Raw genomic sequence first — 25,224 nt, forward strand, 5'->3', positions numbered from 1 at the left:
ATAATAGTTTTTGTTCTTAAAAATCAAGGAGGTGTGTCAAAACTCAGGCACATCTCCTTTTTTTGATCTAAAACATTCATTTTCCTTTTTTGTCTATGCGGCTATTTTTTGCCTCATTAAACGATAAGTCGTTACATTCCCCGCATTTTGAGCCACACATGGTCTGAGAGCGATAAATATAGCGTGTACATTCTTTCCCTTTCTCGCTTTTAGCAGTTTTGCACACATTTTTTTGATATTAAATGCTATAGCAAAGAAGGCAAAGTCCATTGTAACCTTGTCTTGTCCCACATGCCGGAACCTTCTGTATGCCATGTTGTGTTTCATTTGTCCAAAAACTGCTTCCGGTTCTATACATCGCCTTCCCCTATGCCTGATGCCTTCTTCCGAGAGCAACCTTTCCCGTGCCTGCCGTTTGTATTGGTTTAACCGGTGGTTTACTTCTATAATACGGTTCCCCCGGGCTTTAAAGCAACTGCCACGCAAAGGGCACCCTTCACATCTTTGTGCTTTATACCGGGCACTTTCGGTGATGTATCCGCTCGCAGTCTTGTCACATCTGGTTCCTATACGGTTCATGTGCTGCCCCATAGGACAAACGTAATAATCCTCTTCCGCATTGTAATGGAGACTCTCCGTATGGAATGGATTGGGGGTATAACGGGGACGCCGTTCTTTATGGAAGTAGTTGTACTTGACAAAGGCTTCTATCCCATTATCTTGCATGAACCGGTAATTTTCTTCCGAGCCGTAACCGGAGTCTGCCACACCGACAGTTGGTAAGCGGTTATAGCGTTGCTCAAAGGAGTGGAAGAAAGGTATGAGGGTCAGTGTATCGGTTGGGTTTGGAAACAGTCGGAAGTCTATGAGGAATTGGTTCTCGGTACCTATTTGCAGATTATATCCGGGCTTTGTCTGCCCGTTTCTCATGGCGTCTTCTTTCATGCGCATGAAGGTGGCATCAGGATCGGTCTTGGAATAGGAGTTGCGTTCTCCAAGAGTATCAAGATGGTTGTCGTATTCCATCAACTTGTCACGGTACTCCTCAAGTTCCCGGACCTGTTTCTTCTTTTCCCGGATGACTTTCTTTTGTTCCTTGTCCTTTGTTACAGGTTGGTGTTCCAGTACCTCTTTAAGTTCATCCACTATATCTGAGAGCATGGCGGGAGTGAACTCTACGGGGGTGTCTTTGACGGAGTTCTCTTGGGCTATGGCTTCATCCACCTGCTCCAGGAGAATGCGGATCTTATCCATCAGCTTTGTACGGTTCTTTTCGACTGTCTTGCGCCAGACAAAAGTATATTTGTTGGCCCTGGACTCAATCTTGGTACCGTCGATATACTCTACGTCAAGGCTGATGAAACCTTTGTCGGCAAGGACAAGGACCAACTGCGTGAAGACGTTGTTGATTTCCTCCTTGACACGGTTACGGAAACGGTTGATGGTAATAAAATCCGGATGTTCATTACCGGAAAGCCAGATATAATGAATGTCACGTAGGAGAAGCTTCTCTATTTTGCGGCACGAATAGATATTGTTCATGTAGGCGTAAATAATCACCTTGAGCATCATTTTAGGATGATAAGGACAACGACCGGTTGCTTTATAAAGCTTCTTGAAATTGTCAAGATTGAGATTATCAACAACAGTATTAACTATGCGAACCGGATCGTTCGCTGCTATGTTTTCATCAATTCTTTGGGGAAAAAGAACTGTTTGGTTGGGAATGTAAGGACGAAAATGTAACTTTGCCATAACGAAAAACTTTATGCCTAAAGATACAAAAACTTTGGGTAATAACAAAGCCCGGGCTTGGGAAAGTCTGGGCTTTGTGCATAAAAAAAGGTTGGGCCAGCGTTTTGACACAACCTCTTGATTTTTTTGAGTTAAAATGAAGGAGAACTATCAATTGATAGATATTCTTATTAAAACAATTCTGTTTTTTTAATCTATTTTAAAAGGAGTACTTTTTTTACTTTTACCTCCTTCATTGAATGCTTCAATAGTAACGTAGTAAGGTGAATCGCGATCAAAAAAACCGAATTCAGCGTGATTGCCATATACCATTACAGCATTATTAATCTGTTTGGGAGTGCTTCCCCAACGTATTACATATCCCGTAGTAGATTGCTGTGAATCCCAAGAAAAGACAATACGGCGGCGATCCTTTTGGCGTTTAGCTTGAAAGTTGGATACTTTTTCAGGTTTTTTATAATTTGCCTCTCCAAACAAACGCATGTCTGCTATAGAAAAACGTCCTACCTGAAAGTCTTTGGTATTTCTTACTCGTACGAAACGTCCTTGTACACTGTTTTTTAGTGTGATAAGTTCATAAATTTGATCTTTAGTGTTTTTAGAACGATCAGTTAGCATTTCCCATTGGTTGCCATCTGTAGAATATTCAACAATGTACTGATATACAGGTGTATTTACATCGTGGCGATAGGACTGAAAACCTTCATCGGCAAAACATATCTGCAAAGCTGAAATTTTCATAATTTGTCCTAGATCCATTTGTAACCATTCATCTTTTTTACCGGTTGCAGCAGACCAGCTTGTTTTTATATTCTCGTCACTTGCTTTATCGGGCTCATAAGATGGATAAGAGGAAGAGGCCTTGGTAGGTTTGTTATATGAAAGTAGATTCATATTGGCGGATAAACTCTTTTTACTAAAATCAACTTTCTTATTGGGAAGAATGAACGGAAAGTCTGTATAGTCAGTGACACCGTGTGAATATCCATTGTTGTAAAAAGCAGGAAAAATACCAATTCGGCGTTCAAAGTGATCTTTAGCGGATATAATCATGGTTCCTACATACCAATCATTGCCATAACGATCTTTGAATGGATGACCATGTCCTGCACCAGTTATAAAACCTCCTGGTTTAATAGAAAAAGGAGCACCTTCTGCACATGTATAAGGACCTAACGGATTTTTGGAAATATAGACTCCTGTGCAATAAGTGGTGAATTCTGTTCCCGGAGCTGAATACTGCAAATAATAATAATCTCCATCTCGGGTAATACATGGAGCTTCGTTCCAGCCTTTTTTGTCTGTCATTTCATTCTTCTCGCCCGGCACTTCCCAACCTAAACGATTTGCATTGTGTGGAATTAGTTCGACTTCAGGAGTAATAGCCTTGAAACCATCTTCAGGGTCAATTTCAAAGCCTTTGATAGGAGCATTGTCCGAACATCCATAATAGAGGTATACTTCTCCCGTCATAGTCTTGGAAGAATGCCGGATCTCCGTAATCTTTAGATTTGGATTCGATCTCTTCCCATTGGTCATGTATTGGATCTGTGCTTTTAAAAATACGTTTTTCACCCATTCCAAGATAGTAGATGGCATCTTTGTAGACCAGAACAGCCGGTGCCCATGCTTCTACCGTTTTTAGATTCTTGCTCGCTACATAATCCCAGTTCTTCAGATCGGATGAATACCAATAGCCGGAAGAATGTGATGCAAATAGAAAATAACGATCTTTGTATAATACAATCACTGGATCAGCTGCTTCACGTCGGGAAACTCCATCTATTTGAAATCGATAACTTAAATTAAGAGGATTGGTAGTGATTCGACTATTCTGCATTTCTTGTGCCGATAAGTGATTACTTACAATTAAAATGGCTAAAAATATTATACTCTTTATCATATTTGTATTTTATGTGTTATATTCATAATTATTTGGATTCTCGGCAAAGTTACTTATCTCTGATAAATATTCTTTATATATTTATGACATTTATGTATTTTTGAAGGATAAAGGCATGAATAGATATAAAAATGTCTTGTAGTCGTACAATTGAAAGGTCATCAAAGGATTTAGTATTGCCACTTAGTTTACCCCTTATTATTTATTTCGTGACTGTATATACCTTGTGTTATCATTTTCCTATGCTATTTGATATGTAAATATAGCGGAGCACTCTCTTTTTGAATGTAGGGTGAGAGATTCTTCAATCTGAGCAGAATGACAGTTGCTATTATGTTATAAGTAAATAGTGAAGCTGTTTTCGTATAATTATTTACGTCCAAATTAGCACATGAAGACCTGTTTTCTTGTCTTTGATTTTATTGATTGGAATCTATTCTGTACCTTTACAGAAAATTTGAAATCATTATGGAAGATAATTCGGAACTGCAACTAGCTTGGCAGTTTATCGAAAACACAGGTACACATCTGTTTCTTACTGGGAAAGCAGGAACTGGAAAAACTACTTTTTTAAGAAGATTGAGAGAAAAGACCCCCAAACGTATGGTTGTATTAGCACCAACGGGGATCGCTGCGATTAATGCAGGAGGGGTGACAATTCATTCATTCTTTCAGCTTTCTTTTGCACCATTCGTACCGGAAACAACGTTTAATTCAGCTCAAATGCATTATCGTTTCAGTAAGGAGAAACGGAATATTATCCGAAGCATGGATTTACTCGTTATCGACGAGATTAGTATGGTACGTGCAGATTTATTGGATGCAGTAGATGCCGCATTAAGGCGTTATCGCGATAGAGAAAAGCCTTTTGGGGGCGTACAACTTTTGATGATAGGTGATCTACAGCAGCTAGCTCCTGTGGTGAAAGATAATGAGTGGGAATTGCTAAAAAAGCACTATGAGACTCCTTATTTTTTTGCGAGTCGTGCTTTGAGAGAGACAACTTATATGACGATTGAACTGAAAAAGGTATATAGGCAAACTGATTCCTTTTTTCTTTCTCTTCTGAATAGAATTCGTGAAAACAAAGCAGACGATGAAGTGCTGAACGAATTGAACCGCCGTTATCAACCCCATTTTCAACCCCGGAAAGAGGAAGGATATATTCGACTGACAACTCATAATTATCAGGCACAACAAGTGAACGACCGTGAACTGGCTTCACTTCCGGGACGTGCATATAGTTTTCGAGCTGAAATAGAGAATAATTTTCCCGAATATTCTTATCCTACGGACGAGATATTGACTATCAAGGATGGGGCGCAGATTATGTTCCTAAAAAATGATGCCTCTTTTGAAAAACGATATTATAATGGTATGCTTGGTGAAGTGGTAAAAGTCAATGACAAGGGAATACGAGTGCGTAGTAAAGAGAGTGACAACGAGTTTGATCTTTTACAGGAGGAATGGGCAAATTGCAAGTATGTGCTGGATGAGAATACGAAAGAGATTACAGAAGTGATTGAAGGAGTTTTCCGTCAATATCCTATCCGTTTGGCATGGGCAATCACAATTCATAAAAGTCAGGGCTTGACGTTTGAACGGGCTATAATCGATGCACGTAATTCGTTTGCGCATGGGCAGACGTATGTGGCTTTGAGCCGTTGTAAAACTCTGGAAGGTATGGTTTTGGAATCTCCGATCCGAAGAGATGCGATTATCAGTGATAGTGTTGTCGATAATTTTACAAGAGAGGTGAAACAGAATGTACCGGGAACGGCACAGTTGCATGATATGCAGAAAGCTTATTTTTACGATCTGGTAAGTGATTTGTTTAATTTCTATTCGTTAGAGCAGGCTTATAATCGCTTGCTTCGTTTGATAGATGAAGACTTGTATAAACTCTTTCCGAAGCAGTTGGCGGAGTACAAGGCGTTAGTTCCGCATATTAAGGAAAGGATTATGGACGTATCTCTCCGTTTTCGGAATCAATATACCCGTTTGATTCAAGAAAAAGATGATTACGCCACAGATGAGGAGTTACAACAACGCCTACGCTCCGGTGCTGTGTACTTTAAGAAAGAGATAGAGCCCGTTCTTGATTTATTTGAAAAGACAAATATGCCTCTTGATAATAAAGAATTGCGTAAGCAGTTGAACGAACGTTTGCAAGCGTTGGAAGATGCTTTATGGATCAAATTACCTTTGTTGGAGTATCTGTTTGAAAAACCATTTACAGTGACAGGCTATTTAAAACAAAAAGCGATAGTTATGTTAGATATAGAAGGAGATTCGTCCTCTTCCGGTTCTTCTTATGGTTCTTCTTTCAGAGCAGCGAAAGCTCCGAAGGAAAAGAGGGAAAGAAAAGAACGTATCCGCAACAATGCTGGAAAGGTTAAAGTGGACGTACCTACGGATATTTTGCATCCGGAGTTATATCGTTCTCTCGCGGAATGGAGAACGGCAAAAACGCGGGAGGTAAATTTACCAGCGTATATTATCATGCAACAAAAGGCATTGATGGGGATTGTCAATTTGTTGCCGGACACTCCGCAAGCGTTGGAAGCCGTACCATATTTCGGTGCGAAAGGTGTAGAAAAGTATGGGCTCGAGATTCTGGGTATTGTACGTAACTATATGAAGGAGCATCAACTGAAACGACCGGAAATCAAGTTTGTGACTGTAGACAATGAGACTAAGACCAATGAACAAGGAACTACTGGATCAGTGATGGCTGTGAAAAGTACAGAAGTTACGAGGGGAGAAAAAGGAGAGGGAAGAGCTGCCAAGAAGGATAAAGAAAAGGATGAAATGAAAGACACCAAGGAAATCAGTTACGAAATGTTCTGTCAAGGATTAAGTCTTGAGGAAATCGCTCAAATACGTGAATTGGTTCCGGGAACGATTGCCAACCATTTGGAATATTATGTCCGTTTAGGTAAAATCAAGGTGGAAGAGATTGTGGCAGAGGATCACATTCAGAAAATCCGTCATTATTTGGAGGCACATGGGTTCAATGGACTGGTGGCAATCAAGGCTGCTATGGGGGATGATGTTTCTTATTCGGATATTAAGTTTGTGTTGGCTGTTACTTCTTCTGATTAAATAAAGTTGATAAGGATTTGGCATGATAGTTTGTAAACGATGATGAAGTTTAATACTTAGAGGAGGTTTATAATATAGTCGTTTCACAAACTACCATACATTGTATAAGATAAGCTGTCATAGATAACAGAAGAAAACCAAGTATTGGGGCTATGTGTGTCAAATTAGAACTTATTAAAGACTCCAAGTGCAACCTGCACAAAAGAAGAGTAGAACGATCCGGCTACTTTTCATTATTTACCCCTTTCTTAGGGTATATGATACTGATGTTATATATACTTATTCAATGAGCAAATGCTACCATTCCCTAAGAATCTGTTTTAATTTTCGCGGTTGATAGTTAAGTAGTTTTTGAGCCTTTTCAATACTCATTCCGCTATTACGAGGACGTGGAGTGGACTCATTCATTTCTTTCGTTGTGACGGGATGAATAAGGTTATTATTCAGATTCATAGCTTCAGCTACTTGAAAGGCAATATCTGAAATTGCCAGATATTCGTCACCACAGATATGAAATATACCATTGTGAGTGCTTTCCATCAGCTTTTGAATTCCTACAGAAACATCTCCAACATAGGTTGGTGTCCGCCACTGATCGGATACCACACGAATTTCTTGTCCGGCTTTCAAACGATTCATTACTAGCTGAACGATATTACCATGTTGCCCAGGTAGTGTTTTTCCATACACGATCTCTACTCGGACGATGGCATAGTCCTGACATATCTCGCTTACTCTTTCTTCGCCTTTCCATTTGGTATATCCGTAATAATTTACAGGAGCCGGTGTGTCGTCTTCAGTATATAAATATTGGGGAGATAGGGATTCAGCTTGGTTTTCATAAGGATTAGTATCCTTTTTTGTTTTGAAATGCTTAGGTGTTTCGTATGTTTCTCCATCAAAAACAAAATCTGTTGAAAGATGGATGAAACGGCATTTATGATTTCTGCAAAGCTGTGCTAATTGTGCCACTGCTGTAACATTCATAAGAAAAGCTTCTTCATGATGAATTTCGCAATAGTCGGGAACAGATAATGCGGAGCAGTTGATGACTAGATCAGGGGATACTTCTTTAAAAAGATTACCTACAATTTCTTTGTTACGTATATCTATTACTTTGAAATGGTAATTTCGGGATGATTCATAATTTCCCTTATTATTGGCACAAATATCTGGGTGCAGGGAACATCCTGTAATTTTATATCTTGTCTGCTTCGATAAATCATTGAGTATCTGCCGTCCGGTGAACCCATTAGCACCGATGATTAATATATTCTTCATGGCTACTTCTTTTAGGGCAAAGATAGTGATTTGGGATCAACGTAAAAATCTGAGGGGTTAAAATTCTAAATTGTTATCTTTGCCTCCAAATTAATTGATTATGGAATTAAACGGTTATCGCCTTCTTCTTCCTGAAGGCACTTTGGATTACTTTGACCTTGTTGATGTGAAGGAAAGCGTGAATGAAGTTGTTATTTACCTTGAAGAGAAGAATATTGTTCCCCAGAAGTATTCCGATCAGGATACAGAAAGCAAAGGTTTCTATGATCCTGTTGTCGTTCAAGACTTCCCCCTTCGTGGCAAGAAGGTCTTCCTTAACATTCGTCGCCGTCGCTGGATATTAAAAAAGAGTAATGAGTATATCTGCCGTAACTGGCGTATGGTAGCCGAAGGCACTCGTTTGACGCAAGATTTTGCGTCTTTTTTAAAAGAACTATATTGATAACTATCCGATCAGTTGCAAGCTATTAGGGATTTTATATGGAGTTGACGGAGAATTATTGGAGCGTCAATACCGTAACCATCTAAGCGATTACCTTAATTGGGATCAACTAGTCCATGCAGAGGATTGGTTGTTGTTCGAAAAGAATATCGGTGCTTATATCTGCATTGACGAGGTGGCTCTCTCGCGTGGAGAACTCTATACTGTACTGATCAATAAAGAAGCTCACGGTGGTAAAGGTAGTATTATCGCTATCATTAAGGGTACGGATGTCTGTACAGTCACCTCTGTTTTGCTTAAGTTATCCCGTCGTCGCCGTTACCAGGTGCGTGAGATAACCTTGGATATGGCTCCTAATATGGAACAGATTGCCCGGACTTGCTTTCCTGCGGCCAAGCGTGTTACCGATCGTTTTCATGTACAGAAATTAGCTTATGAAGCCGTTCAGGAGATGCGTGTGAAAGCTCGCTGGGAGGCTTTGGATGAAGAATCCACTCAGATTGCTTATGCAAAGGCCTGCGGAAAGATGTATCATGCCCCTGTTTTCGCTAATGGAGATACAAGGAAGCAATTGCTGGCAAGAAGTATTTATCTGCTTTACAAGAAGGAGTCATTATGGACCCAGTCTCAAAGAATACGAGCTGAAATTCTCTTCAAGGAATATCCCGATATAAAGAAAGGATATTATCTGGCTATGCGGTTAGGTTTAATCTATCATCAGTGTAAGTTTAAGGATATTGCTTTGACAAGGCTTGCAAGGTGGTATGATGAAGTGGATAAGTCAGGTTTCCTCACATTTGGAAGGGTGGCACGTTCTATACAAACACACTATCTGAATATTATCAACTTCTTTGAAAGGAGAGCAACCAATGCTGCAGCAGAGTCGTTCAATGCTAAGATCAAAGCATTCAGAGCACAGTTTAGAGGAGTTAGGGATAAGGCTTTCTTTTTATACAGACTAACTAGGTTATATGCATAAAATGAAAATCCCTCAGGTTTTTACGTTGATCCGTGATTTGAATGTTTCTACAAACGTATGGACATAAAAAAAGGAGCAACGCCTTGCTCCAACCTTTGTTAACCTTAAATCTAATACTATGAAAAACACATTGCAAATGTACGGACTTTTGAGGTATTTGCAAATAATCCAAGAAAAAAAGTATGTTTGATAACATAGATTAAGAATTTGATTGGTCAATTCAATTTTTATTAAGATATTTTGCCTTGAATGTAATTCATTATACATGGAAGTGAGATCTGTAAAATAGGTATTTCTATCAGTAAAATATGTACAGCATATGTTATTGAAGTCGAGTAATTTTGTTTTGGCTTGGGAGAATCAATTAGTGCTAATTTTACAGGAGAGGCATGGCTTCAGCCTTTATCTTCAGGTGCAGAATATGATTGTAGTCTTTATAATGTTACTTTTGCACCTGGTACACGAAATAATTGGCATAGTCATGCAGTTGGTCAGATTCTGCTTTGTGCCGAAGGGGTAGTATTACTCTAAAGGTTGGTGAGAACAGTGCAGAATGGGGAGATCCTTTGACAGGTGAAGAGTATAATGTGGCTGTGAAATTGTCTTTCAAACATCCGGTATTCTAGCCGGAACCATGATATTAGTAAATAATGCTGCTCATATAAGTTGATTCTTTTACAAGAATCAGTCAATCTTATGTTTTTTATGGTTAGTTATGCCGTTTTCAAAGAGGAATACATCATTATTTACCGGAGTTTTGCTATATTTGCTCGGAAAAAGAATCAAAGGACTTATTTGTATGAAGGCATTATTTATTGGTGGAACAGGTACAATCAGTACTGATGTTGTAGCATTGGCACAGCAAAGAGGCTGGGAGATAACTTTACTTAACCGAGGATCAAAAAAAGTACCGGAAGGGGCAAGAAGTGTTGTTGCGGATATCCATGACGAGTTGGCTGTAGCAAAAGCTATTGAGGATGAAAATTACGATGTGGTAGCACAATTTATCGGTTATACGGCTGAGGATGTAGAACGTGATATTCGTTTGTTCCGGAATAAAACTAAGCAATATATTTTTATAAGTAGTGCCTCTGCCTATCAGAAGCCATTGGCTGATTATCATATTACAGAAAGTACTCCTCTAATGAATCCCTATTGGCAGTATTCGAGGGATAAGATTGCAGCAGAAGAAGTGCTATTATCTGCTTATCGGAAGAACGGTTTTCCTATAACTATAGTTCGTCCCAGCCATACGTATAATGGTGAAAAACCTCTTGTATGTATGCATGGTAATAAAGGGAACTGGCAGATTGTCAAGCGTATCCTTGAGGGAAAAACGGTGATTATTCCCGGAGACGGTACTTCGCTTTGGACATTAACTCATTCAAAAGACTTTGCTAAAGGATACGTAGGGTTGATGGGAAATCCTCATGCTATTGGAAATGCATTTCATATCACAAGTGATGAAAGTATGACCTGGAACCAGATTTATGAGACAATTGCTGATGCTTTAGGTAAACCTTTGAATGCTATGCATGTAGCCTCTGATTTTCTAGCAAGACATGGTGAGATGTATGACTTTACAGGTGAATTGTTGGGTGATAAAGTGAATACAGTGAAGTTCGATAATTCGAAGATCAAACGATTTGTTCCGGATTTTATCTGCACTATTTCGATGGCAGAAGGTCTGCGTCAATCGGTAGAATATATGCTTGCACATCCTGAAACTCAGACACCTGATCCGGAATTTGATTCCTGGTGTGATCGGATTATTGATGCACAACGTATAGCAGATGAGGCGTTTGAGACTTCTATAAAGTAGTCCTCTGATGCCACGTAATGAAATTAAAACTAGAGCTTTATTTAAAGACTCCGATGGTAAATTTACCGGAAAATTACCCAAGCCGGTTTTAATGAAATGTTATGATACTAAAGCAGTCTACCATTGACCAATGGTCTAAGTTCTAGTATATAAAAATGAGATTGAATTCTAAGTCCTCTCCAAGTAGAATTCAATCTCATTTTTATATAAATCCGGAAAGTTATAACTAGAAAGGAGCATTCCGTCCTTGTTGTACTTCCACCCTAATTCCGAAAGATCCGTTGGCTGATTTCAGTTCGAAGGCTCCGCGAAAGTTATTCCTTTGCCATGGCATAGCACTTCGGTTTGGAACCTTTCGACCGTCCTTATCATAATCTCCATAAGTATTGATTCGCATTCCGTTCTTCAATTTAAAAGATCCCATTTGCATATACTGTGGAGAGGATGATAATCCCCAGTCGTATCCATATCCAAATCTAGGATAGGAAGAGAAGGCGTTGGTGAATCCCTGAGTATAAATTGCATCCGTATTCATGCGAAAAATCCGGTTGTAGTCTTTAGTTACATTAGGCAATTCCATATTCAGTTTAGGCAATTCCGGAGATGATATATTCATCAGGTTCATGTCTAACAAGAAACCACCGAAATCCTTTACATTGGCTGAGGGAACACGTCGAATACTGTCAGATGGGATTTCCGACTGTGCAGAGGCGAGACCGACTGATAATATCAGTGAAAGAAATAGAATCAGTTTTTTCATTTCCGTAAAAGGTTGATACACGACAAATTTACATAAAATCTTCGGATATTCATCTTCGGATGAAAAAAGATCGCTATCTCTTTCACTATCATTTTAATCCATTAACTATATTAGAAACGTTAGTTTTGCATTATGTCGGCTATTTACTCGCTTTCCACGTCTGCGCATATTCGTCCAATACACGTTTAATGCTTTGTCCTATCTTTACATAGTCGGCTTCATTCAGGTTAGCAAGAGATACGCGGACACTCCACTTGGGTCCGGCAAAGCCACCACCGTTCAGCAAGACGAGAGATGTTTCATTGGCCAGACGGAAGACGACATCCAGTGGATTATACGTCTTCTGCAAATAAGCGACAAAGTCATCCCCATAGAATTTCTTCCCCCATACCAGCATATCAATCTCCGAATAATATCCGGCACGCAATGGATCTTCTATCAAAGAAAATCCGGTATTATCCCATAAGGCTTGCAAACGGCGGTGGATGATCTCTTGCATCTTAATTTTGTAGCGATCTTCTTTATCCAAAAGAGAGAAAGAAGCAAAAAGACTCATCTGCATTTGTTGCGGCAGAGAGAGTCCTGCTGTGTGATTCAATGCGATTTGTCGGCTGTCGGCAACCATACGATCGATAAATTTCATCTTTTCCGGGTGCAAGTCCAGACTAGAATAACGTTTGTTCAGAATCTCTTTCTGTTCTTCCGGCAGTTGGGCAATCATCTTGTCATAGATATTCTCTTCGTGCAATGCGATGACAGCGACACGCCATCCGGTAGCTCCGAAATATTTGGAGAAGGAATAAACACAAAGAGTATTGTGAGGCAATTCAGCCATGAGCGAACGGAAGTGAGGAATGAAGGTTCCATACACGTCATCGGTGATAATCATCAGGTTTGGATTATCATTCTTAACGATATTGACAATGCGTGCAGCAGTTTCCGGACTCAGCGCATAGCTAGGTGGATTACTTGGATTGGTGATAAAGAGTGCCTTTATTTTAGGATCTTTCAGGCGGTCGATATCCTCATCTTTATATTGCCAGGTATGCAGACCATCTGGTGTCATCTGGTCGGCTGCAATTTCAGTAACATCAAATTGGTAACGGCGCAATTCCGGTATCTCGATGTAAGGAGTGAAGACCGGAATCATTAGTGCAATAGAATCTCCTTGATTTAACAGGAAATTTTCCTGAAGCGAATCAAACAGATAGCACATAGCAGCAGTTCCTCCTTCGGTTGCAAACAAATCGAAGGTGCCTTTAGGGGGACGTCGGTCACAGAGTTCTTGTGCCAGATAATCTTGTACGATTTGTTCTGTGAAATGAAGAATACGGTCGGGGACAGGATATTGGTCACCAATGACAGACTCTGCCCATTCATGAATAAGAGTATCAGGGTCTACCGCATGTTCCATCAACATATAGTTGTACGTACCTTTCAATAACTGAGCTCCGGGAACTTTCTCATTATCTTTCAGGAAAGCTTCGAAACGGGCAGCTATTCCTACTTTTTGTGGGATACCGGCTACTCCTTCTTCCAGAGAAAAGACGCGGCGGCATTCGCAGAGTCCGAATTGTCCTAACAGGAAAAAGGCTTCACGCGGTTCGGTAGCAATCCAGTTAGGGTTTCCTCGTCCCGCATTAAGCATGGTGTGTGCCATTTTTTTGATACTTTCATCCGCCATATCGATCAGTTTGTTTTTCAGTTCGAAGGGGCTGATTGTTTCCATTTTCTTGGCAAAGCTTTTGGTTATTGCTGTACCAGTGGTTTTCTTTTCCATAATGTTTCTATTTTTTAGAGATGTTAGTTTGCTGGGATAAATTAGCTATGAGGATAATGTAATTAGCTATTAGCATAAATTATTTAGCTCATAGGATATATTTGCTAGGCTAAGACCTTGTGTTTAAGTAGGTAATGGCAAAGCAATCATAAATTTAATTTATCATTAAGTTTTTTCGACTCACTGTGAATATTAACGGATATGTCACATGAGCAATACGATAACGACTCCCCAGATAATGAGCAGTGTGTTACCAACGGCATAAGTGACAGTGTAACCCAAAGCTGGAGTATCACTTTCCACAGCGTCCTGAATAGCTCCTAATGCTGCTGTAGTAGTACGTGCACCGGCAGTACACCCTAGCGCTAAAGCCGGATGGAACTTGAATAAATATTTCGCCATCAGCAATCCGCAGATCAGAGGGATAGCGGTGGCAAGTGCTCCGACAATAAACAGACTAAAGCCTACTTCTTTGAACCCCGTTACGAAACTGGGCCCCGCAGCAATTCCGACTACAGCAATAAACATATTCAATCCGACATTATTCAGTACCCATAAAGAAGGTTCGGGAATTCCACCGAAAGTAGGATGTTTGCTGCGTAGCCAACCGAAAACGAGCCCGGCAATCAGCGCACCTCCACTAGTAGATAAGCCGATAGGCACTCCACCCAAATGTATGGTAAGCGCACCGATCAGACCACCAATTAAGATACCCAATCCGACGAAGATCATATCTGTCTGATTTGTAGGACGATCAACATATCCCATTTGTTTGGCTGCGGTTTCCACTTCATGCGGCAGTCCGGTTAGTTCGAGGATATCGCCAGAATCGACGACTGTTTTTGATAGTACAGGGACATTGATACCTGCCCGTTTGATACTGCGGATACTTACCCCATGCATAAACTTCTGTGCACGGATAGTGGCAATATTTTCCCCTGCAAAGGTATGGTGAGTCACCATGACGGGGAGAGTCTCAGCCGGGAAGTCAAGCAGTTGTGCATCAATGACTTCAGGACCTATCCAGTCTTCTTCACCGATCACGAACTCGCGTCGTCCGCTCAATACGATTTCGTCATTGGGTTGGAGCAGAAGAGTTGGATTTTCCTCTTTTACAACTCCATTCTGACGGACACGCTCTACAAATAAACGTTTATCATTTCGAGAAAAATAGTCTTCAAGTTCCTTAACCGTTTTTCCTTTGCCAAACCATTCATTCGCAATCTTGTAAGCACGAAATACAACCGGACGAAGGGCAGGAGAGAAGCCGGGTTCATCTTCTTCGGAGCTTCCCATTTTTGCTTCAAGTTCCCTGCAATCAGCTTTTACTTTCTCCAGTCCTCCCAACATTTTAGGACCGATGGAAGCAAGAAGCCATGCAGAACCTGCTGTTCCGAAAATATAAGTAACAGCATAAGCTACCGGGATCGCATTGATATAGCTTGCTTTCTGTGCATCACTGATACCCAACTGGTTAATAGTGTCTTCTGCCACACCGATAACGGCTGAGATTGTCTGCGAACCGGCAAGTAGTCCGGCAGCTTCACCTACGTTATATCCCATGATTTTTGCAAGTATCCATGGAGCTACAAGGCTGACAATACACATCAGAACGGCGAATCCGACCTGTGGCAAACCGTCCTTTTTCAATCCCCGAAAGAACTGTGGACCTACCTTATAGCCTACGGCAAATAAAAAGAGTAGAAAGAATACAGCTTTCATCGGACCGTCTACGGTGATATTTAGTTGTCCTACCAATACTCCAACCAGCAAGACGCTGGTAACTGTTCCTAATGAAAATTTCCCTATTTTCAGCTTACCAAGCCAGAATCCGGCGAAAAGAGTGAGAAAGATGGCAAGCTCGGGGTGTACCCTAAGTTGATTAATAATCCATTCCATAATGATGTTCTTGTTTAGGTTATGCTAGTAACAACATTATTTAATAAAAAGTGTTTGTAATTTGAAGCGGATTTTTGTGTGAGGATAGTATCTGAATTCTTGTAACTGTTTGATATTCGGTGGCATTGCCGAAGTTGTATAGAACATTATTCTTTGGCTTGTAAATCTCGGCATTTGTCTGTTAAGGAAAAATCGTTATCTTTGTGAAACATCATCATTTAAAAGTAGAAGCTATGCAATATATTTATAAATATCAATCTCCTATCGGAGGAATAACACTTGCCGGTAACGGTGATTGTCTCACAGGTTTGTGGTTTGACGGGCAGAAATACTTCGCTGCTACATTATCGGAAGAGAATGAAGAGAAGTCATTACCTATATTCGAACAAACTAAGGAGTGGCTAGATTGTTATTTCAGTGGTAGAAATCCTGATTTTACCCCTTCGCTGCATTTGGAGGGGACGCCTTTTCGCCTTGCGGTATGGGAGATATTGAGGAAGATACCTTATGGAGAAGTGATAACGTACAAAGATATAGCGGATGAAGTTGCCCGCCAAAAAGGAGTACAAAATATGTCGTCACAAGCTGTTGGTGGTGCAGTGGGACATAATCCTATTAGTATTATTATACCTTGTCACAGAATTGTTGGATGTAATGGCAGCTTAACGGGATATGCCGGAGGGATTGCAAAAAAGATAGGTTTGCTTAAATTAGAGCAGGTCAATATGGAGAAATACTTTGTACCTTCAACAGGGAGTGCGTTATAAAGTGCAACTTTTTCATTTCATCTACTCCTGTACGTCAAGATACTCCTGCCTGTCAAAACTTTGAATCAATGACTACAAACCTTTGTGATATCCACTGTGAATCCATCATCTGTAGGCATAAACTTACCTTTCTTTTTGAGAAATACTATCAATTCATCAATATCCATATCAGTTGCCGAACAAGTGTAGAAACGTTGTTCTTCACCAAACTTATGAATGATTGCCTCTTTTAAAGATGATTCTGAATAACTATTTCCTTCCATCATGTGAAGGACTTCATGTGCATGTAACTGTTCCATAATCTATTTTTTCTGCAAAGATACATCGGAGGTACAGTTTAAAACTGTAACATATGTGACAAAAGCAGAAAATTAGGATTTGTTATCTACTTCCTTCCCATCCAAGTCCACTTGTGCCAAATAGACTCCAACGGACCTTGTTTATGCTTCTTCAACCACCATTTGCAGAATTGCACCTGAAGGATAAATATAAAGAATCCGATAAGTAAACTAATCGTGTATCCGCAATAAGGAGCAAGATATAAGCCGAATGGAAAATAAATAATAGCTCCTATGATTGATTGAGAAATATAATTAGTAAGACTCATTTTGCCATAAAAGCGCAATCCGGAAACTTTTTTACTGAAAGCTTCCCTCTGATAGAGAAGAACGAAAGAAGCAACTAATACGAAAGTAAACGCTAATTTCTGCCACATATCAAATGCAGTACCCACTGTTTGCTTTATGATTTCATCGTTCTGCATAATCACCTCTTTCAAAGCATATAAAGGAGCAAAGGAAATAGCACCGATTATCAGAGCCTTCGTCCAGAAACGGAGATTCTTTTCTGTGGTGACAAACAATTGTTTCCTTCCGATATAGAATCCTAATAAGAATAATCCGGCTGTTTGCATGAAACGACCGGCATTTACTGCCCATAAAAAGCTAGCTTTTTGTCCCAGCGTAACATTACAACAGATAAAATCCCAGAAATTTCCTGTCTTCGTGACTTCGGCTACCTCACCGTACATAGCACCTACACCCAAATCCGGTAACTGATGTGCCGGGTTAATCAGGTTGGCAATGTAATGATACCATTCTATCGGCTGAATCAGAAAAAAGATAGCAGCAAAAAGAATCATTTTATCGCTCCAATTACGTGTAAGGAACAAAACAATTCCGACTACAACGAACAATAATAGAACGTCTCCTGCCGGAAAGAATGCAGCATTCAGCGTAGCAAATCCTGCCAGCAGAATCAATCTCCATAAGAAACGGTATCCAAAATCCTTTCCTTGTTTTTTCTGATTATTACTTTGGATATAAAATGTAAAGCCGAATAATAAAGCAAAAATGGCATAAGCTTTCCCCGCGAACAAAGCAAAGACTCCATGAAAAATTCCTTGATTCAATATATTGAGCCATTCGGGTGATTGCTCCGGATAGACCGGAAAAATGAAATGCTCCAGATTATGTACTAAAATAATTGCCATTACAGCAAATCCGCGTAAAGCATCTACTACTTCAATGCGAGGTGTCTTTGTCAATGGTTGATTCATGGTTGATCGAAATGATGTGTTATTGTGTTTTTTTATACGCTGGTAAAAGTACAGATTTTATCTAATAAACGAGGTAATACTTAAATATTTTTTCATAATATTCTTTCGGAAATGTTGTTTTCGGCTTAACAAGTATCTTATAAAATGAACGCGCAGGAGAATAACTTCTAAATTTCTCAATCTCGCTTTTTTGTTATACTTTTGTCAATTCAAAAATAAAACTAACCATATTCTATATGAAATCAGACATAGAAATAGCTCGCAGTATCGAGTTGAAGAAGATAAAGCAGGTTGCCGAGAATATTGGAATTCCTCGTGACGAAGTAGAAAACTATGGTCGTTACATTGCGAAGATTCCCGAACAACTGATTGATGAAGAAAAGATAAAGAAAAGCAATCTTATCTTGGTGACTGCTATCACCGCAACGAAAGCGGGTATTGGTAAAACGTCAGTCTCTATCGGCCTTGCCTTGGGACTAAACAAGATTGGTAAGAAAGCAATTGTAGCTTTGCGCGAGCCATCGCTTGGTCCTTGTTTCGGAATGAAAGGAGGAGCTGCCGGAGGCGGATACGCCCAAGTACTTCCGATGGAAAAGATCAATCTACACTTTACGGGAGACTTTCATGCAATCACTTCCGCTCATAACATGATCTCCGCCTTATTGGACAATTACCTGTACCAGAATCAGGCGAAGGGTTTCGGACTAAAAGAAATTCTCTGGCGGCGGGTATTGGATGTGAACGACCGTTCTTTGCGTAGTATTGTAGTCGGTCTGGGACCGAAGTCAAACGGCATTACGCAGGAATCCGGATTCGATATCACTCCGGCTTCGGAGATAATGGCGATACTTTGCCTGTCAAAAGACGAAGAAGATTTGCGCCGCCGTATTGAAAATATCCTGTTGGGATTCACCTATGACGACGAACCGTTTACAGTAAAAGATCTGGGAGTGGCAGGAGCTATCACCGTCTTGCTGAAAGACGCTATCCATCCCAATCTGGTACAGACTACCGAAGGAACTGCTGCTTTCGTACATGGTGGTCCGTTTGCCAATATTGCTCATGGTTGCAACTCTATTCTGGCTACCAAGCTGGCAATGTCATTTGGTGACTATGTGATTACAGAAGCCGGATTTGGTGCCGATCTGGGTGCAGAGAAGTTTTATAATATCAAGTGTCGTAAAAGCGGACTCCAACCTAAACTGACAGTGATTGTTGCTACTGCACAAGGTTTGAAAATGCATGGTGGTGTCAGTCTTGATCGCATCAAAGAACCCAATTTGGAAGGATTGAAAGAAGGATTGCGTAATCTGGATAAACATATTCGTAATCTTCGTTCGTTTGGTCAGACCATTATCGTAGCATTCAATAAGTTTGCCAGTGATACGGATGAAGAAATGGAAATGCTACGTGAGCATTGCGAACAGTTGGGGGTAGGCTTTGCTATCAACAACGCTTTTACCGAAGGAGGAGAGGGTGCTGTAGATATGGCTCGTCTCGTAGTAGATATGATTGAAAATAATCCTTCCGAACCTCTGCGTTTCACCTACAAAGAAGAAGATACTGTCCAGCAAAAGATAGAGAAAGTGGCTACTAATATTTATGGAGCAAGCGTCATTACTTATAGCAGCATTGCCCGTAGTCGTATCAAGTTAATAGAGAAAATGGGAATTTCTCATTATCCGGTTTGTATTGCTAAAACACAATATTCATTTTCTGCCGATCCGAAGATTTATGGGGCAGTGAATAATTTCGAGTTCCATATCAAAGACATTGTCATTAATAATGGAGCAGAAATGATCGTTGCCATTGCCGGAGAAATACTCCGTATGCCGGGATTACCTAAAGAGCCGCAAGCACTGCATATTGATATTGTAGATGGTAATATTGAAGGATTGAGCTAAAAAGCTGGAGTAAGTAAATCCGAAGAAAGTCCAATTAGTAATATAAATGCCTTTCTAAATAGGTTATAAGATTAAATCCCCGTCTTTCCATTTTTTTCAACTTGGAAAGACGGGGATGATTGTATATAGAGTCCGGTGTGTTATGGCTTACTATTTTGACACACCTTCTATTTTTGCGTGTTGTAGAAGAAAAACGTAAAACGCATCAAATAGTTTATTCTCTAAGTGTTAATTTATAAAAAACATGGTCTGCACTTCTCGCGAAGGGCAGACCATTTCATCCTATGAACCCCTGGACGTTTCCAAGGTATTCCAAAAATATATTTTAATCCTTAAATAGAGGATATTTCTTCATTGTCTCATTGACACGTGCGCGTACTTGTGCGATAACCTCTTCGTTCTCTACGTTCGACAGAACAGTTTCGATCATTTCAGCAATCTCCAACATCAAGTCTTCTTTTGCACCACGAGTAGTGATAGCAGGAGTACCTAAACGGATACCCGAAGTTTGGAAAGCAGAACGGCTATCAAACGGAACCATGTTCTTGTTTACTGTAATATCAGCGGAAACTAATGCTTTCTCTGCCACTTTTCCTGTAAGGTCCGGGTATTTGCTACGCAGGTCTACTAGCATAGAATGGTTGTCAGTTCCACCGGAAACGATGGTGAAACCACGGTCGATCAATGCCTGTGCCAATACAGCAGCATTCTTTTGTACTTGTTTTGCATATTCCTTGTATTCAGGTTGCAGAATTTCACCGAATGCTACTGCTTTTGCAGCAATAACGTGTTCCAGCGGTCCACCTTGTACACCAGGGAATACGGCAGAATCCAATAATTGAGACATCATTTTGATCTCACCCTTCGGAGTTTTCTTTCCCCATGGATTAGGGAAGTCTTTACCCATCAAGATGACACCGCCACGAGGTCCGCGGAGTGTTTTATGTGTAGTTGAAGTGACGATGTGTGCATATTTAACCGGGTTCTCAAGCAGTCCGGCAGCGATCAGTCCGGCAGGATGAGCCATGTCGATCATTAGGATAGCACCCACTTTATCAGCGATTTCGCGCATACGTTTGTAGTCCCATTCGCGAGAGTAAGCAGAGCCGCCACCGATAATCATTTTCGGTTTTTCGCGCAAAGCTACTTCTTCCATTTGGTCGTAATCAACACGTCCTGTTTCCTGATTCAGGTTGTATTCGCAAGGTGTGTAGATAATACCGGAAGTGTTCACTAAAGAACCGTGAGAAAGGTGACCACCATGTGCCAGGTTCAATCCCATGAATTTATCACCTGGATTCAACACAGCCAAAAATACGGCAGCGTTGGCTTGTGCACCTGAGTGAGGCTGTACGTTTGCCCATTCTGCGCCGAAAATTTCCTTCAAACGATCGATAGCAATTTGTTCGCTTTGGTCTACAACTTCACAACCTCCGTAGTAGCGTTTGCCGGGATAACCTTCTGCATACTTGTTAGTCAGGCAAGAACCCATTGCTTGCATAACTTGGTCACTTACAAAGTTTTCAGATGCGATCAGCTCGATACCTTTCAGCTGACGTTGGTGCTCTTTTTCGATGATGTCGAAAATTAAGTCGTCTCTTTTCATTCTTTTGTATAAGTAAGATTTAATATTCTAATTCGAGATACTTTATTTAAGCGCACAAAGTTAGTGAAAATAAATAAAGAACAAAATATAATTAGTGAAGAATTAAAGGAATAGATTGTGGAAAATTGATAATAGATATGAGGGGAGTGCTTTCTTTTTATTACTAAATAGGGACTTTGTTCTTAACATTATTCAGTTTCAATGAATGTAGTCAGTTGCTCATCTTTGCATAAAGCTCCCTCTTCAATATGTCCGTCTGATTATAGGATAAATCCGAGAGAAAAACTGAGTGCACTGTCCCGTCGTTTGAATATAATAGTACTGACTCCTGTGCTACCGTCAGAATTGATATTATCATATGTGATAGATTTTGATATATTTCTCACCCCCTGCTCGTAACGGAAATCGAAAAAGATTCGGGATATATTAACTCCCACGCCAACTACCACGCTGGCATTGAACGGATGTAGTTTCTCATGAATACCTTTCTGGTCGAAGTTACTGAAGGTGATTTCATTCTGTTTTCCCCATAGGTAACGTATTTTCGGACCTGCAAAGATGGACATACCGTAAGGTCCTTTTTTCACAACGTTATATCCGTAGAGAATTGGAAAATCAATGCTGTGAAGAACGGATTTGACTGAAGCATAATCAGGCTCGATATCGGGATGTTGCGAGCCGAGCTTATCAAAAGTGATTTCGCATTTACCAACATTGTATGATACTTCCGGTTGGATAAAATGTTTCTTCATGTTGATTCGCATAAAAAGTGAACCGAAGTATCCGATCTTATAATTATTTTGAAATTCGTCAATGGTCACATCTTTAATCTTCAGCTCCGACACCATGAACATGGTGGAGTTGAATCCTGCCTTAATGCCGAAATTTATCTTTTTGGTATTTGGACGTTCTACGTTACCTGTATTGCCATCCTTGCCGAAAGCCGTACAAGTTACGGTCAGCAGACAAAGAATCAGTATTGTACGCAGTATAACCATCCTATGTGATTTTTAAAACTTCTTATTTATTTTTCTTTTCCACACTCCATCCGAACTTTCCTATTTTCTCGCCCAAATCATAATATCCTCCATGTACATAAACCAACGGATTTGCTTCTGCCAGTTCCAATTTCCCTGTTTTAGGATTCAAGTTACGATCGTCGGCACGAACATTTACTACATCAGCGATAAACATATCGTGCGAACCGAGTGACACGATTTCTTTTACCCGACATTCAATGCAAAGAGGAGACTCTTCGATGAGCGGAGCATTAATCACTGTACAGGGACCGGGAGTCAGTTTCGTCTCTTCAAACTTATGATAATCTTTTCCGGAACGGACTCCGCACCAATCTGTAGCAAACGCCATGTCTTTCGTCGTCAGATTAATGACAAACTCCATGTTTTTCTTAATAATCTCATAAGAATGACGTTCCGGACGTACGGATATATAACACATGGGCGGGTTTGTGCAAATCGTACCCGTCCATGCTACTGTGATAATATTATATTCACTTTCTTCTTTTCCGCAACTGACTAATACGGCCGGCAACGGATAAATCATTGTTCCTGGTTTCCAGTCTTGTTTCAATTTAATAAAGAATTAAGAATGATGAATGAAGAACATCAAAGGATTGTGATATCCTCACGCTTCTGTTCTTTTTCGCAATAGTGGCATTTTACCACACAATTATCTTTATCTATCACATGAAACAGAGTAGCCATTGGCTCGTTGTTCGTGATGCACTTTGGATTGGCGCATTTCACGATACCTCGCAATTCATCCGGCATTTTCACTTCTTTCTTTTCAACGACTTCATAGTCGCGGATAATATTCAGTTTCACGTGTGGTGCAACAACGGAAATACGATTAATTTCTTCATCGCAGAAGAACTTATCAGCAATCTTAATGATTCCTTTTTTACCTAACTTTTTGCTGTCAAGGTTGAATCCGATGGTAATGTTACTCTTCATCTGCTCTACCCCAAGCAACTGAACAACGGTAAAGAGTTTTTCAGAAGGGATATGGTCAATCACTGTCCCGTTCTCTAAGGCAGCTACTTGTAGCTCTTGTTTATTTTCGCTCATAGTAAAATATCATTTTTAACGTCCTCTAATGTGATACCCAATACGTCGCAAAGGATAGCCTCACGTGCATACAGACCATTCTGTGCTTGTTGGAAATAGTATGCTTTCGGATTATCGTCCACGTCATAAGCAATCTCATTCACGCGGGGAAGCGGATGCAGGATTCGCAAGTTCGGACGTGTATGTTTCAGCATCTTGTTACGTAAGATATACACATTCTTTACTCGTTCGTATTCCATTAAATCAGTAAAACGTTCGCGTTGCACACGAGTCATATAAAGAATATCCGCATTGGCAATCGTCTCTTCTGTGAAGTCGGTGTGCTCTATGTATTTGATCTGATGTTCTTGGCAATAAAGTTTATATTCTTCCGGCATTTTCAGTTCTTCAGGGGCAATGAAATGGAACGTCGGGTTGAAGTGACGCATTGCCATTAGCAAAGAGTGTACGGTACGTCCGTACTTCAGGTCACCTACGAGGAAAATATTGAGATTCTCCAGTGTGCCTTGTGTTTTGTAGATAGAGTAGAGGTCTAGCATCGTTTGAGATGGGTGCTGGTTGGCTCCGTCTCCTGCATTGACAATAGGCACAGGAGCTATTTCGCTGGCATACCGGGCAGCTCCTTCAAGGTAATGACGCATAACGATGATGTCTGCGTAGTTGCTCACCATCATGATGGTATCTTTTAATGTTTCTCCTTTTGAAGAGCTGGTTACTTTGGGATCAGTGAAACCGATGACACGTGCACCGAGGCGATTGGCTGCTGTCTCAAAACTCAGACGGGTGCGGGTGGAAGGTTCAAAGAACAGGGTTGCCACTACCTTACCTTGCAATAACCGGCGGTTAGGGTTCATTTCAAACTGCTTCGCCATTTCGAGCATGTAAAGTATCTTTTCTTTCGAATGTTCGGCAATGGTTACTAAACTTCTGTTTTCCATTTTGTTATTTTTATATGTGGATAGAACTTGTTTTACCGAGGCGTAAAGGTACGAAGAATTTATGAAATACGCATAGAACAAACCTAATAATTCTTGAAAAAAAACTTGTTTTTATTCCTCTTTTCGGATGTGTTTTTGCGGGTTAATAAAAGTTAATAGATGAGTGGCTACGAGTTACTTACGCCGTAGTTACAGCGTAACCATGTGTCAAATAAAGTGTTAAAGAGCGTGATAACTATTTGATAATCAATATAGGTTAGCTCTAAGCGCGCGTAATAAAAATAAGATAAAAAAGAAAAAGACGGAGAGAAAAAGAGAGAAGAAGCCGACGCCGACGGGATGTTTTTAAGGAAGAGAAAAATGGGAGAAAAACGGGATATGAGAAATATCTCTTTGAGAGGCGGAAAATGGCAGCTTTGCTTTTATTCTCGAACCCATGGGTCGGAGATCTCTGAGCCGTAGGCTAACAGTCCGTTAGGTGCGGGCTGAGCAACTGCCAGCCCATGGCTTACTGTTGTTTACCCCCGGGATGAAATAGAACTCTATACCTGAATGATTTTTATTGAATGTTAGTAAGACTGAAATAATTGTCGAACTTGTTGGCTAAGTGCAGGAATTTAACTATCTTTGCAACTTTA

Annotated in this window: 21 protein-coding genes; 7 read left to right on the forward strand and 14 right to left on the reverse strand. The window is 40.3% G+C overall.

All coding sequences use genetic code 11. From position 1 onward, the window contains the following. Window positions 1–93: 93 nt before the first annotated feature. The 3 genes from CZ225_RS11520 to CZ225_RS24350 form a co-directional block, all read right to left on the reverse strand. Window positions 94–1,755 (reverse strand): IS1182 family transposase, encoded by a 1,662-nt coding sequence (locus tag CZ225_RS11520; RefSeq protein WP_077152662.1) that lies wholly within the window; start codon window positions 1,753–1,755, stop codon window positions 94–96. A gap of 189 nt (window positions 1,756–1,944) precedes the next feature. After that, window positions 1,945–3,228, reverse strand: a complete 1,284-nt coding sequence (locus CZ225_RS11525) for a discoidin domain-containing protein (RefSeq protein WP_234983044.1) — start codon at window positions 3,226–3,228, stop codon at window positions 1,945–1,947. Then, window positions 3,167–3,658: a glycoside hydrolase family protein gene (locus tag CZ225_RS24350; RefSeq protein WP_234983045.1), complete on the reverse strand. Its 492-nt coding sequence runs from the start codon at window positions 3,656–3,658 to the stop codon at window positions 3,167–3,169. The genes CZ225_RS11525 and CZ225_RS24350 overlap by 62 nt, the downstream gene beginning before the upstream one ends. A gap of 468 nt (window positions 3,659–4,126) precedes the next feature. Here CZ225_RS24350 and CZ225_RS11530 point away from each other — a divergent pair, with 468 nt between their 5' ends. Then, the gene (locus tag CZ225_RS11530) at window positions 4,127–6,763 is read left to right on the forward strand and encodes a helix-turn-helix domain-containing protein (RefSeq protein ID WP_077154157.1); all 2,637 of its coding nucleotides are present in this window, start codon (window positions 4,127–4,129) and stop codon (window positions 6,761–6,763) included. A gap of 297 nt (window positions 6,764–7,060) precedes the next feature. Here CZ225_RS11530 and CZ225_RS11535 read toward each other — a convergent pair whose 3' ends face one another. Next, on the reverse strand, window positions 7,061–8,044 hold the full coding sequence (locus CZ225_RS11535) for an SDR family oxidoreductase (protein ID WP_077154158.1): 984 nt from the start codon (window positions 8,042–8,044) through the stop codon (window positions 7,061–7,063). 100 nt (window positions 8,045–8,144) lie between these two features. On the opposite strand from CZ225_RS11535, the gene CZ225_RS11540 reads away from it, so the two are divergent. The 4 genes from CZ225_RS11540 (at window position 8,145) to CZ225_RS11560 (ending at window position 11,287) form a co-directional block, all read left to right on the forward strand. Next, window positions 8,145–8,486 (forward strand): ISAon1 family transposase N-terminal region protein, encoded by a 342-nt coding sequence (locus tag CZ225_RS11540; RefSeq protein WP_077153136.1) that lies wholly within the window; start codon window positions 8,145–8,147, stop codon window positions 8,484–8,486. A 10-nt stretch (window positions 8,487–8,496) separates the two neighbouring features. Continuing rightward, a complete protein-coding gene (locus CZ225_RS11545) occupies window positions 8,497–9,465 on the forward strand; it encodes an ISAon1 family transposase (RefSeq protein WP_449374844.1) in 969 nt (322 codons plus the stop codon). A gap of 351 nt (window positions 9,466–9,816) precedes the next feature. Beyond that, window positions 9,817–9,996, forward strand: a complete 180-nt coding sequence (locus CZ225_RS24355) for a cupin domain-containing protein (protein WP_234983046.1) — start codon at window positions 9,817–9,819, stop codon at window positions 9,994–9,996. A 268-nt stretch (window positions 9,997–10,264) separates the two neighbouring features. Next, window positions 10,265–11,287 carry an SDR family oxidoreductase gene (locus tag CZ225_RS11560; protein ID WP_077154160.1) on the forward strand — a complete coding sequence of 341 codons (1,023 nt, stop codon included), beginning with the start codon at window positions 10,265–10,267 and terminating at the stop codon, window positions 11,285–11,287. A gap of 226 nt (window positions 11,288–11,513) precedes the next feature. Here the strand turns inward: CZ225_RS11560 and CZ225_RS11565 are convergent, their stop codons facing one another. The 3 genes from CZ225_RS11565 to aspT form a co-directional block, all read right to left on the reverse strand. Further along, window positions 11,514–12,047, reverse strand: a complete 534-nt coding sequence (locus tag CZ225_RS11565) for an occludin (RefSeq protein WP_077154161.1) — start codon at window positions 12,045–12,047, stop codon at window positions 11,514–11,516. Window positions 12,048–12,186: 139 nt separating this feature from the next. Further along, the gene (gene aspD / locus CZ225_RS11570) at window positions 12,187–13,827 is read right to left on the reverse strand and encodes an aspartate 4-decarboxylase (protein WP_077154162.1); all 1,641 of its coding nucleotides are present in this window, start codon (window positions 13,825–13,827) and stop codon (window positions 12,187–12,189) included. Between the two features lie 204 nt (window positions 13,828–14,031). Beyond that, window positions 14,032–15,726: an aspartate-alanine antiporter gene (gene aspT, locus CZ225_RS11575; protein WP_077154163.1), complete on the reverse strand. Its 1,695-nt coding sequence runs from the start codon at window positions 15,724–15,726 to the stop codon at window positions 14,032–14,034. A gap of 233 nt (window positions 15,727–15,959) precedes the next feature. Here aspT and CZ225_RS11580 point away from each other — a divergent pair, with 233 nt between their 5' ends. Then, window positions 15,960–16,493 (forward strand): methylated-DNA--[protein]-cysteine S-methyltransferase, encoded by a 534-nt coding sequence (locus tag CZ225_RS11580; protein ID WP_077155798.1) that lies wholly within the window; start codon window positions 15,960–15,962, stop codon window positions 16,491–16,493. 65 nt (window positions 16,494–16,558) lie between these two features. Here CZ225_RS11580 and CZ225_RS11585 read toward each other — a convergent pair whose 3' ends face one another. Together CZ225_RS11585 and CZ225_RS11590 are read right to left on the reverse strand one after the other, a co-directional pair. Then, window positions 16,559–16,792: a YecH family metal-binding protein gene (locus tag CZ225_RS11585; protein ID WP_077154164.1), complete on the reverse strand. Its 234-nt coding sequence runs from the start codon at window positions 16,790–16,792 to the stop codon at window positions 16,559–16,561. Between the two features lie 86 nt (window positions 16,793–16,878). Further along, window positions 16,879–18,051: a DUF418 domain-containing protein gene (locus CZ225_RS11590; RefSeq protein ID WP_077154165.1), complete on the reverse strand. Its 1,173-nt coding sequence runs from the start codon at window positions 18,049–18,051 to the stop codon at window positions 16,879–16,881. 236 nt (window positions 18,052–18,287) lie between these two features. Here CZ225_RS11590 and CZ225_RS11595 point away from each other — a divergent pair, with 236 nt between their 5' ends. Next, window positions 18,288–19,955 (forward strand): formate--tetrahydrofolate ligase, encoded by a 1,668-nt coding sequence (locus CZ225_RS11595; protein WP_077154166.1) that lies wholly within the window; start codon window positions 18,288–18,290, stop codon window positions 19,953–19,955. 325 nt (window positions 19,956–20,280) lie between these two features. Here the strand turns inward: CZ225_RS11595 and glyA are convergent, their stop codons facing one another. The 5 genes from glyA to pyrB all read right to left on the reverse strand — a co-directional run bounded on the left by glyA (window position 20,281) and on the right by pyrB (window position 24,586). Next, window positions 20,281–21,561 (reverse strand): serine hydroxymethyltransferase, encoded by a 1,281-nt coding sequence (glyA, locus tag CZ225_RS11600; RefSeq protein ID WP_077154167.1) that lies wholly within the window; start codon window positions 21,559–21,561, stop codon window positions 20,281–20,283. A gap of 260 nt (window positions 21,562–21,821) precedes the next feature. Continuing rightward, window positions 21,822–22,559: a porin family protein gene (locus CZ225_RS11605; protein WP_077154168.1), complete on the reverse strand. Its 738-nt coding sequence runs from the start codon at window positions 22,557–22,559 to the stop codon at window positions 21,822–21,824. Between the two features lie 22 nt (window positions 22,560–22,581). Further along, on the reverse strand, window positions 22,582–23,151 hold the full coding sequence (locus tag CZ225_RS11610) for a flavin reductase family protein (RefSeq protein ID WP_077154169.1): 570 nt from the start codon (window positions 23,149–23,151) through the stop codon (window positions 22,582–22,584). A 35-nt stretch (window positions 23,152–23,186) separates the two neighbouring features. Then, complete coding sequence (pyrI, locus tag CZ225_RS11615) at window positions 23,187–23,648, reverse strand: aspartate carbamoyltransferase regulatory subunit (RefSeq protein WP_077154170.1); 462 nt, start codon at window positions 23,646–23,648, stop codon at window positions 23,187–23,189. After that, window positions 23,645–24,586: an aspartate carbamoyltransferase gene (pyrB, locus tag CZ225_RS11620; RefSeq protein WP_077154171.1), complete on the reverse strand. Its 942-nt coding sequence runs from the start codon at window positions 24,584–24,586 to the stop codon at window positions 23,645–23,647. The genes pyrI and pyrB overlap by 4 nt, the downstream gene beginning before the upstream one ends. Window positions 24,587–25,224: the final 638 nt, after the last annotated feature.

Source organism: Bacteroides bouchesdurhonensis (assembly GCF_900155865.1).
GTDB classification, from domain to species: domain Bacteria; phylum Bacteroidota; class Bacteroidia; order Bacteroidales; family Bacteroidaceae; genus Bacteroides; species Bacteroides bouchesdurhonensis.

Coding starts and splice junctions, on each gene's coding strand:
- CZ225_RS11530 (WP_077154157.1), top strand. CDS start 4,127: ATGGAAGATAATTCGGAACTGCAACTAGCTTGGCAGTTTATCGAAAAC.
- CZ225_RS11580 (WP_077155798.1), top strand. CDS start 15,960: ATGCAATATATTTATAAATATCAATCTCCTATCGGAGGAATAACACTT.
- CZ225_RS11525 (WP_234983044.1), bottom strand. CDS start 3,228: ATGACGGGAGAAGTATACCTCTATTATGGATGTTCGGACAATGCTCCT.
- pyrI (WP_077154170.1), bottom strand. CDS start 23,648: ATGAGCGAAAATAAACAAGAGCTACAAGTAGCTGCCTTAGAGAACGGG.
- CZ225_RS11540 (WP_077153136.1), top strand. CDS start 8,145: ATGGAATTAAACGGTTATCGCCTTCTTCTTCCTGAAGGCACTTTGGAT.
- CZ225_RS11605 (WP_077154168.1), bottom strand. CDS start 22,559: ATGGTTATACTGCGTACAATACTGATTCTTTGTCTGCTGACCGTAACT.
- CZ225_RS11590 (WP_077154165.1), bottom strand. CDS start 18,051: ATGAATCAACCATTGACAAAGACACCTCGCATTGAAGTAGTAGATGCT.
- CZ225_RS11535 (WP_077154158.1), bottom strand. CDS start 8,044: ATGAAGAATATATTAATCATCGGTGCTAATGGGTTCACCGGACGGCAG.
- CZ225_RS11585 (WP_077154164.1), bottom strand. CDS start 16,792: ATGGAACAGTTACATGCACATGAAGTCCTTCACATGATGGAAGGAAAT.
- CZ225_RS24350 (WP_234983045.1), bottom strand. CDS start 3,658: ATGATAAAGAGTATAATATTTTTAGCCATTTTAATTGTAAGTAATCAC.
- aspD (WP_077154162.1), bottom strand. CDS start 13,827: ATGGAAAAGAAAACCACTGGTACAGCAATAACCAAAAGCTTTGCCAAG.
- CZ225_RS11565 (WP_077154161.1), bottom strand. CDS start 12,047: ATGAAAAAACTGATTCTATTTCTTTCACTGATATTATCAGTCGGTCTC.
- glyA (WP_077154167.1), bottom strand. CDS start 21,561: ATGAAAAGAGACGACTTAATTTTCGACATCATCGAAAAAGAGCACCAA.
- CZ225_RS11595 (WP_077154166.1), top strand. CDS start 18,288: ATGAAATCAGACATAGAAATAGCTCGCAGTATCGAGTTGAAGAAGATA.
- CZ225_RS11520 (WP_077152662.1), bottom strand. CDS start 1,755: ATGGCAAAGTTACATTTTCGTCCTTACATTCCCAACCAAACAGTTCTT.
- CZ225_RS11560 (WP_077154160.1), top strand. CDS start 10,265: ATGAAGGCATTATTTATTGGTGGAACAGGTACAATCAGTACTGATGTT.
- pyrB (WP_077154171.1), bottom strand. CDS start 24,586: ATGGAAAACAGAAGTTTAGTAACCATTGCCGAACATTCGAAAGAAAAG.
- aspT (WP_077154163.1), bottom strand. CDS start 15,726: ATGGAATGGATTATTAATCAACTTAGGGTACACCCCGAGCTTGCCATC.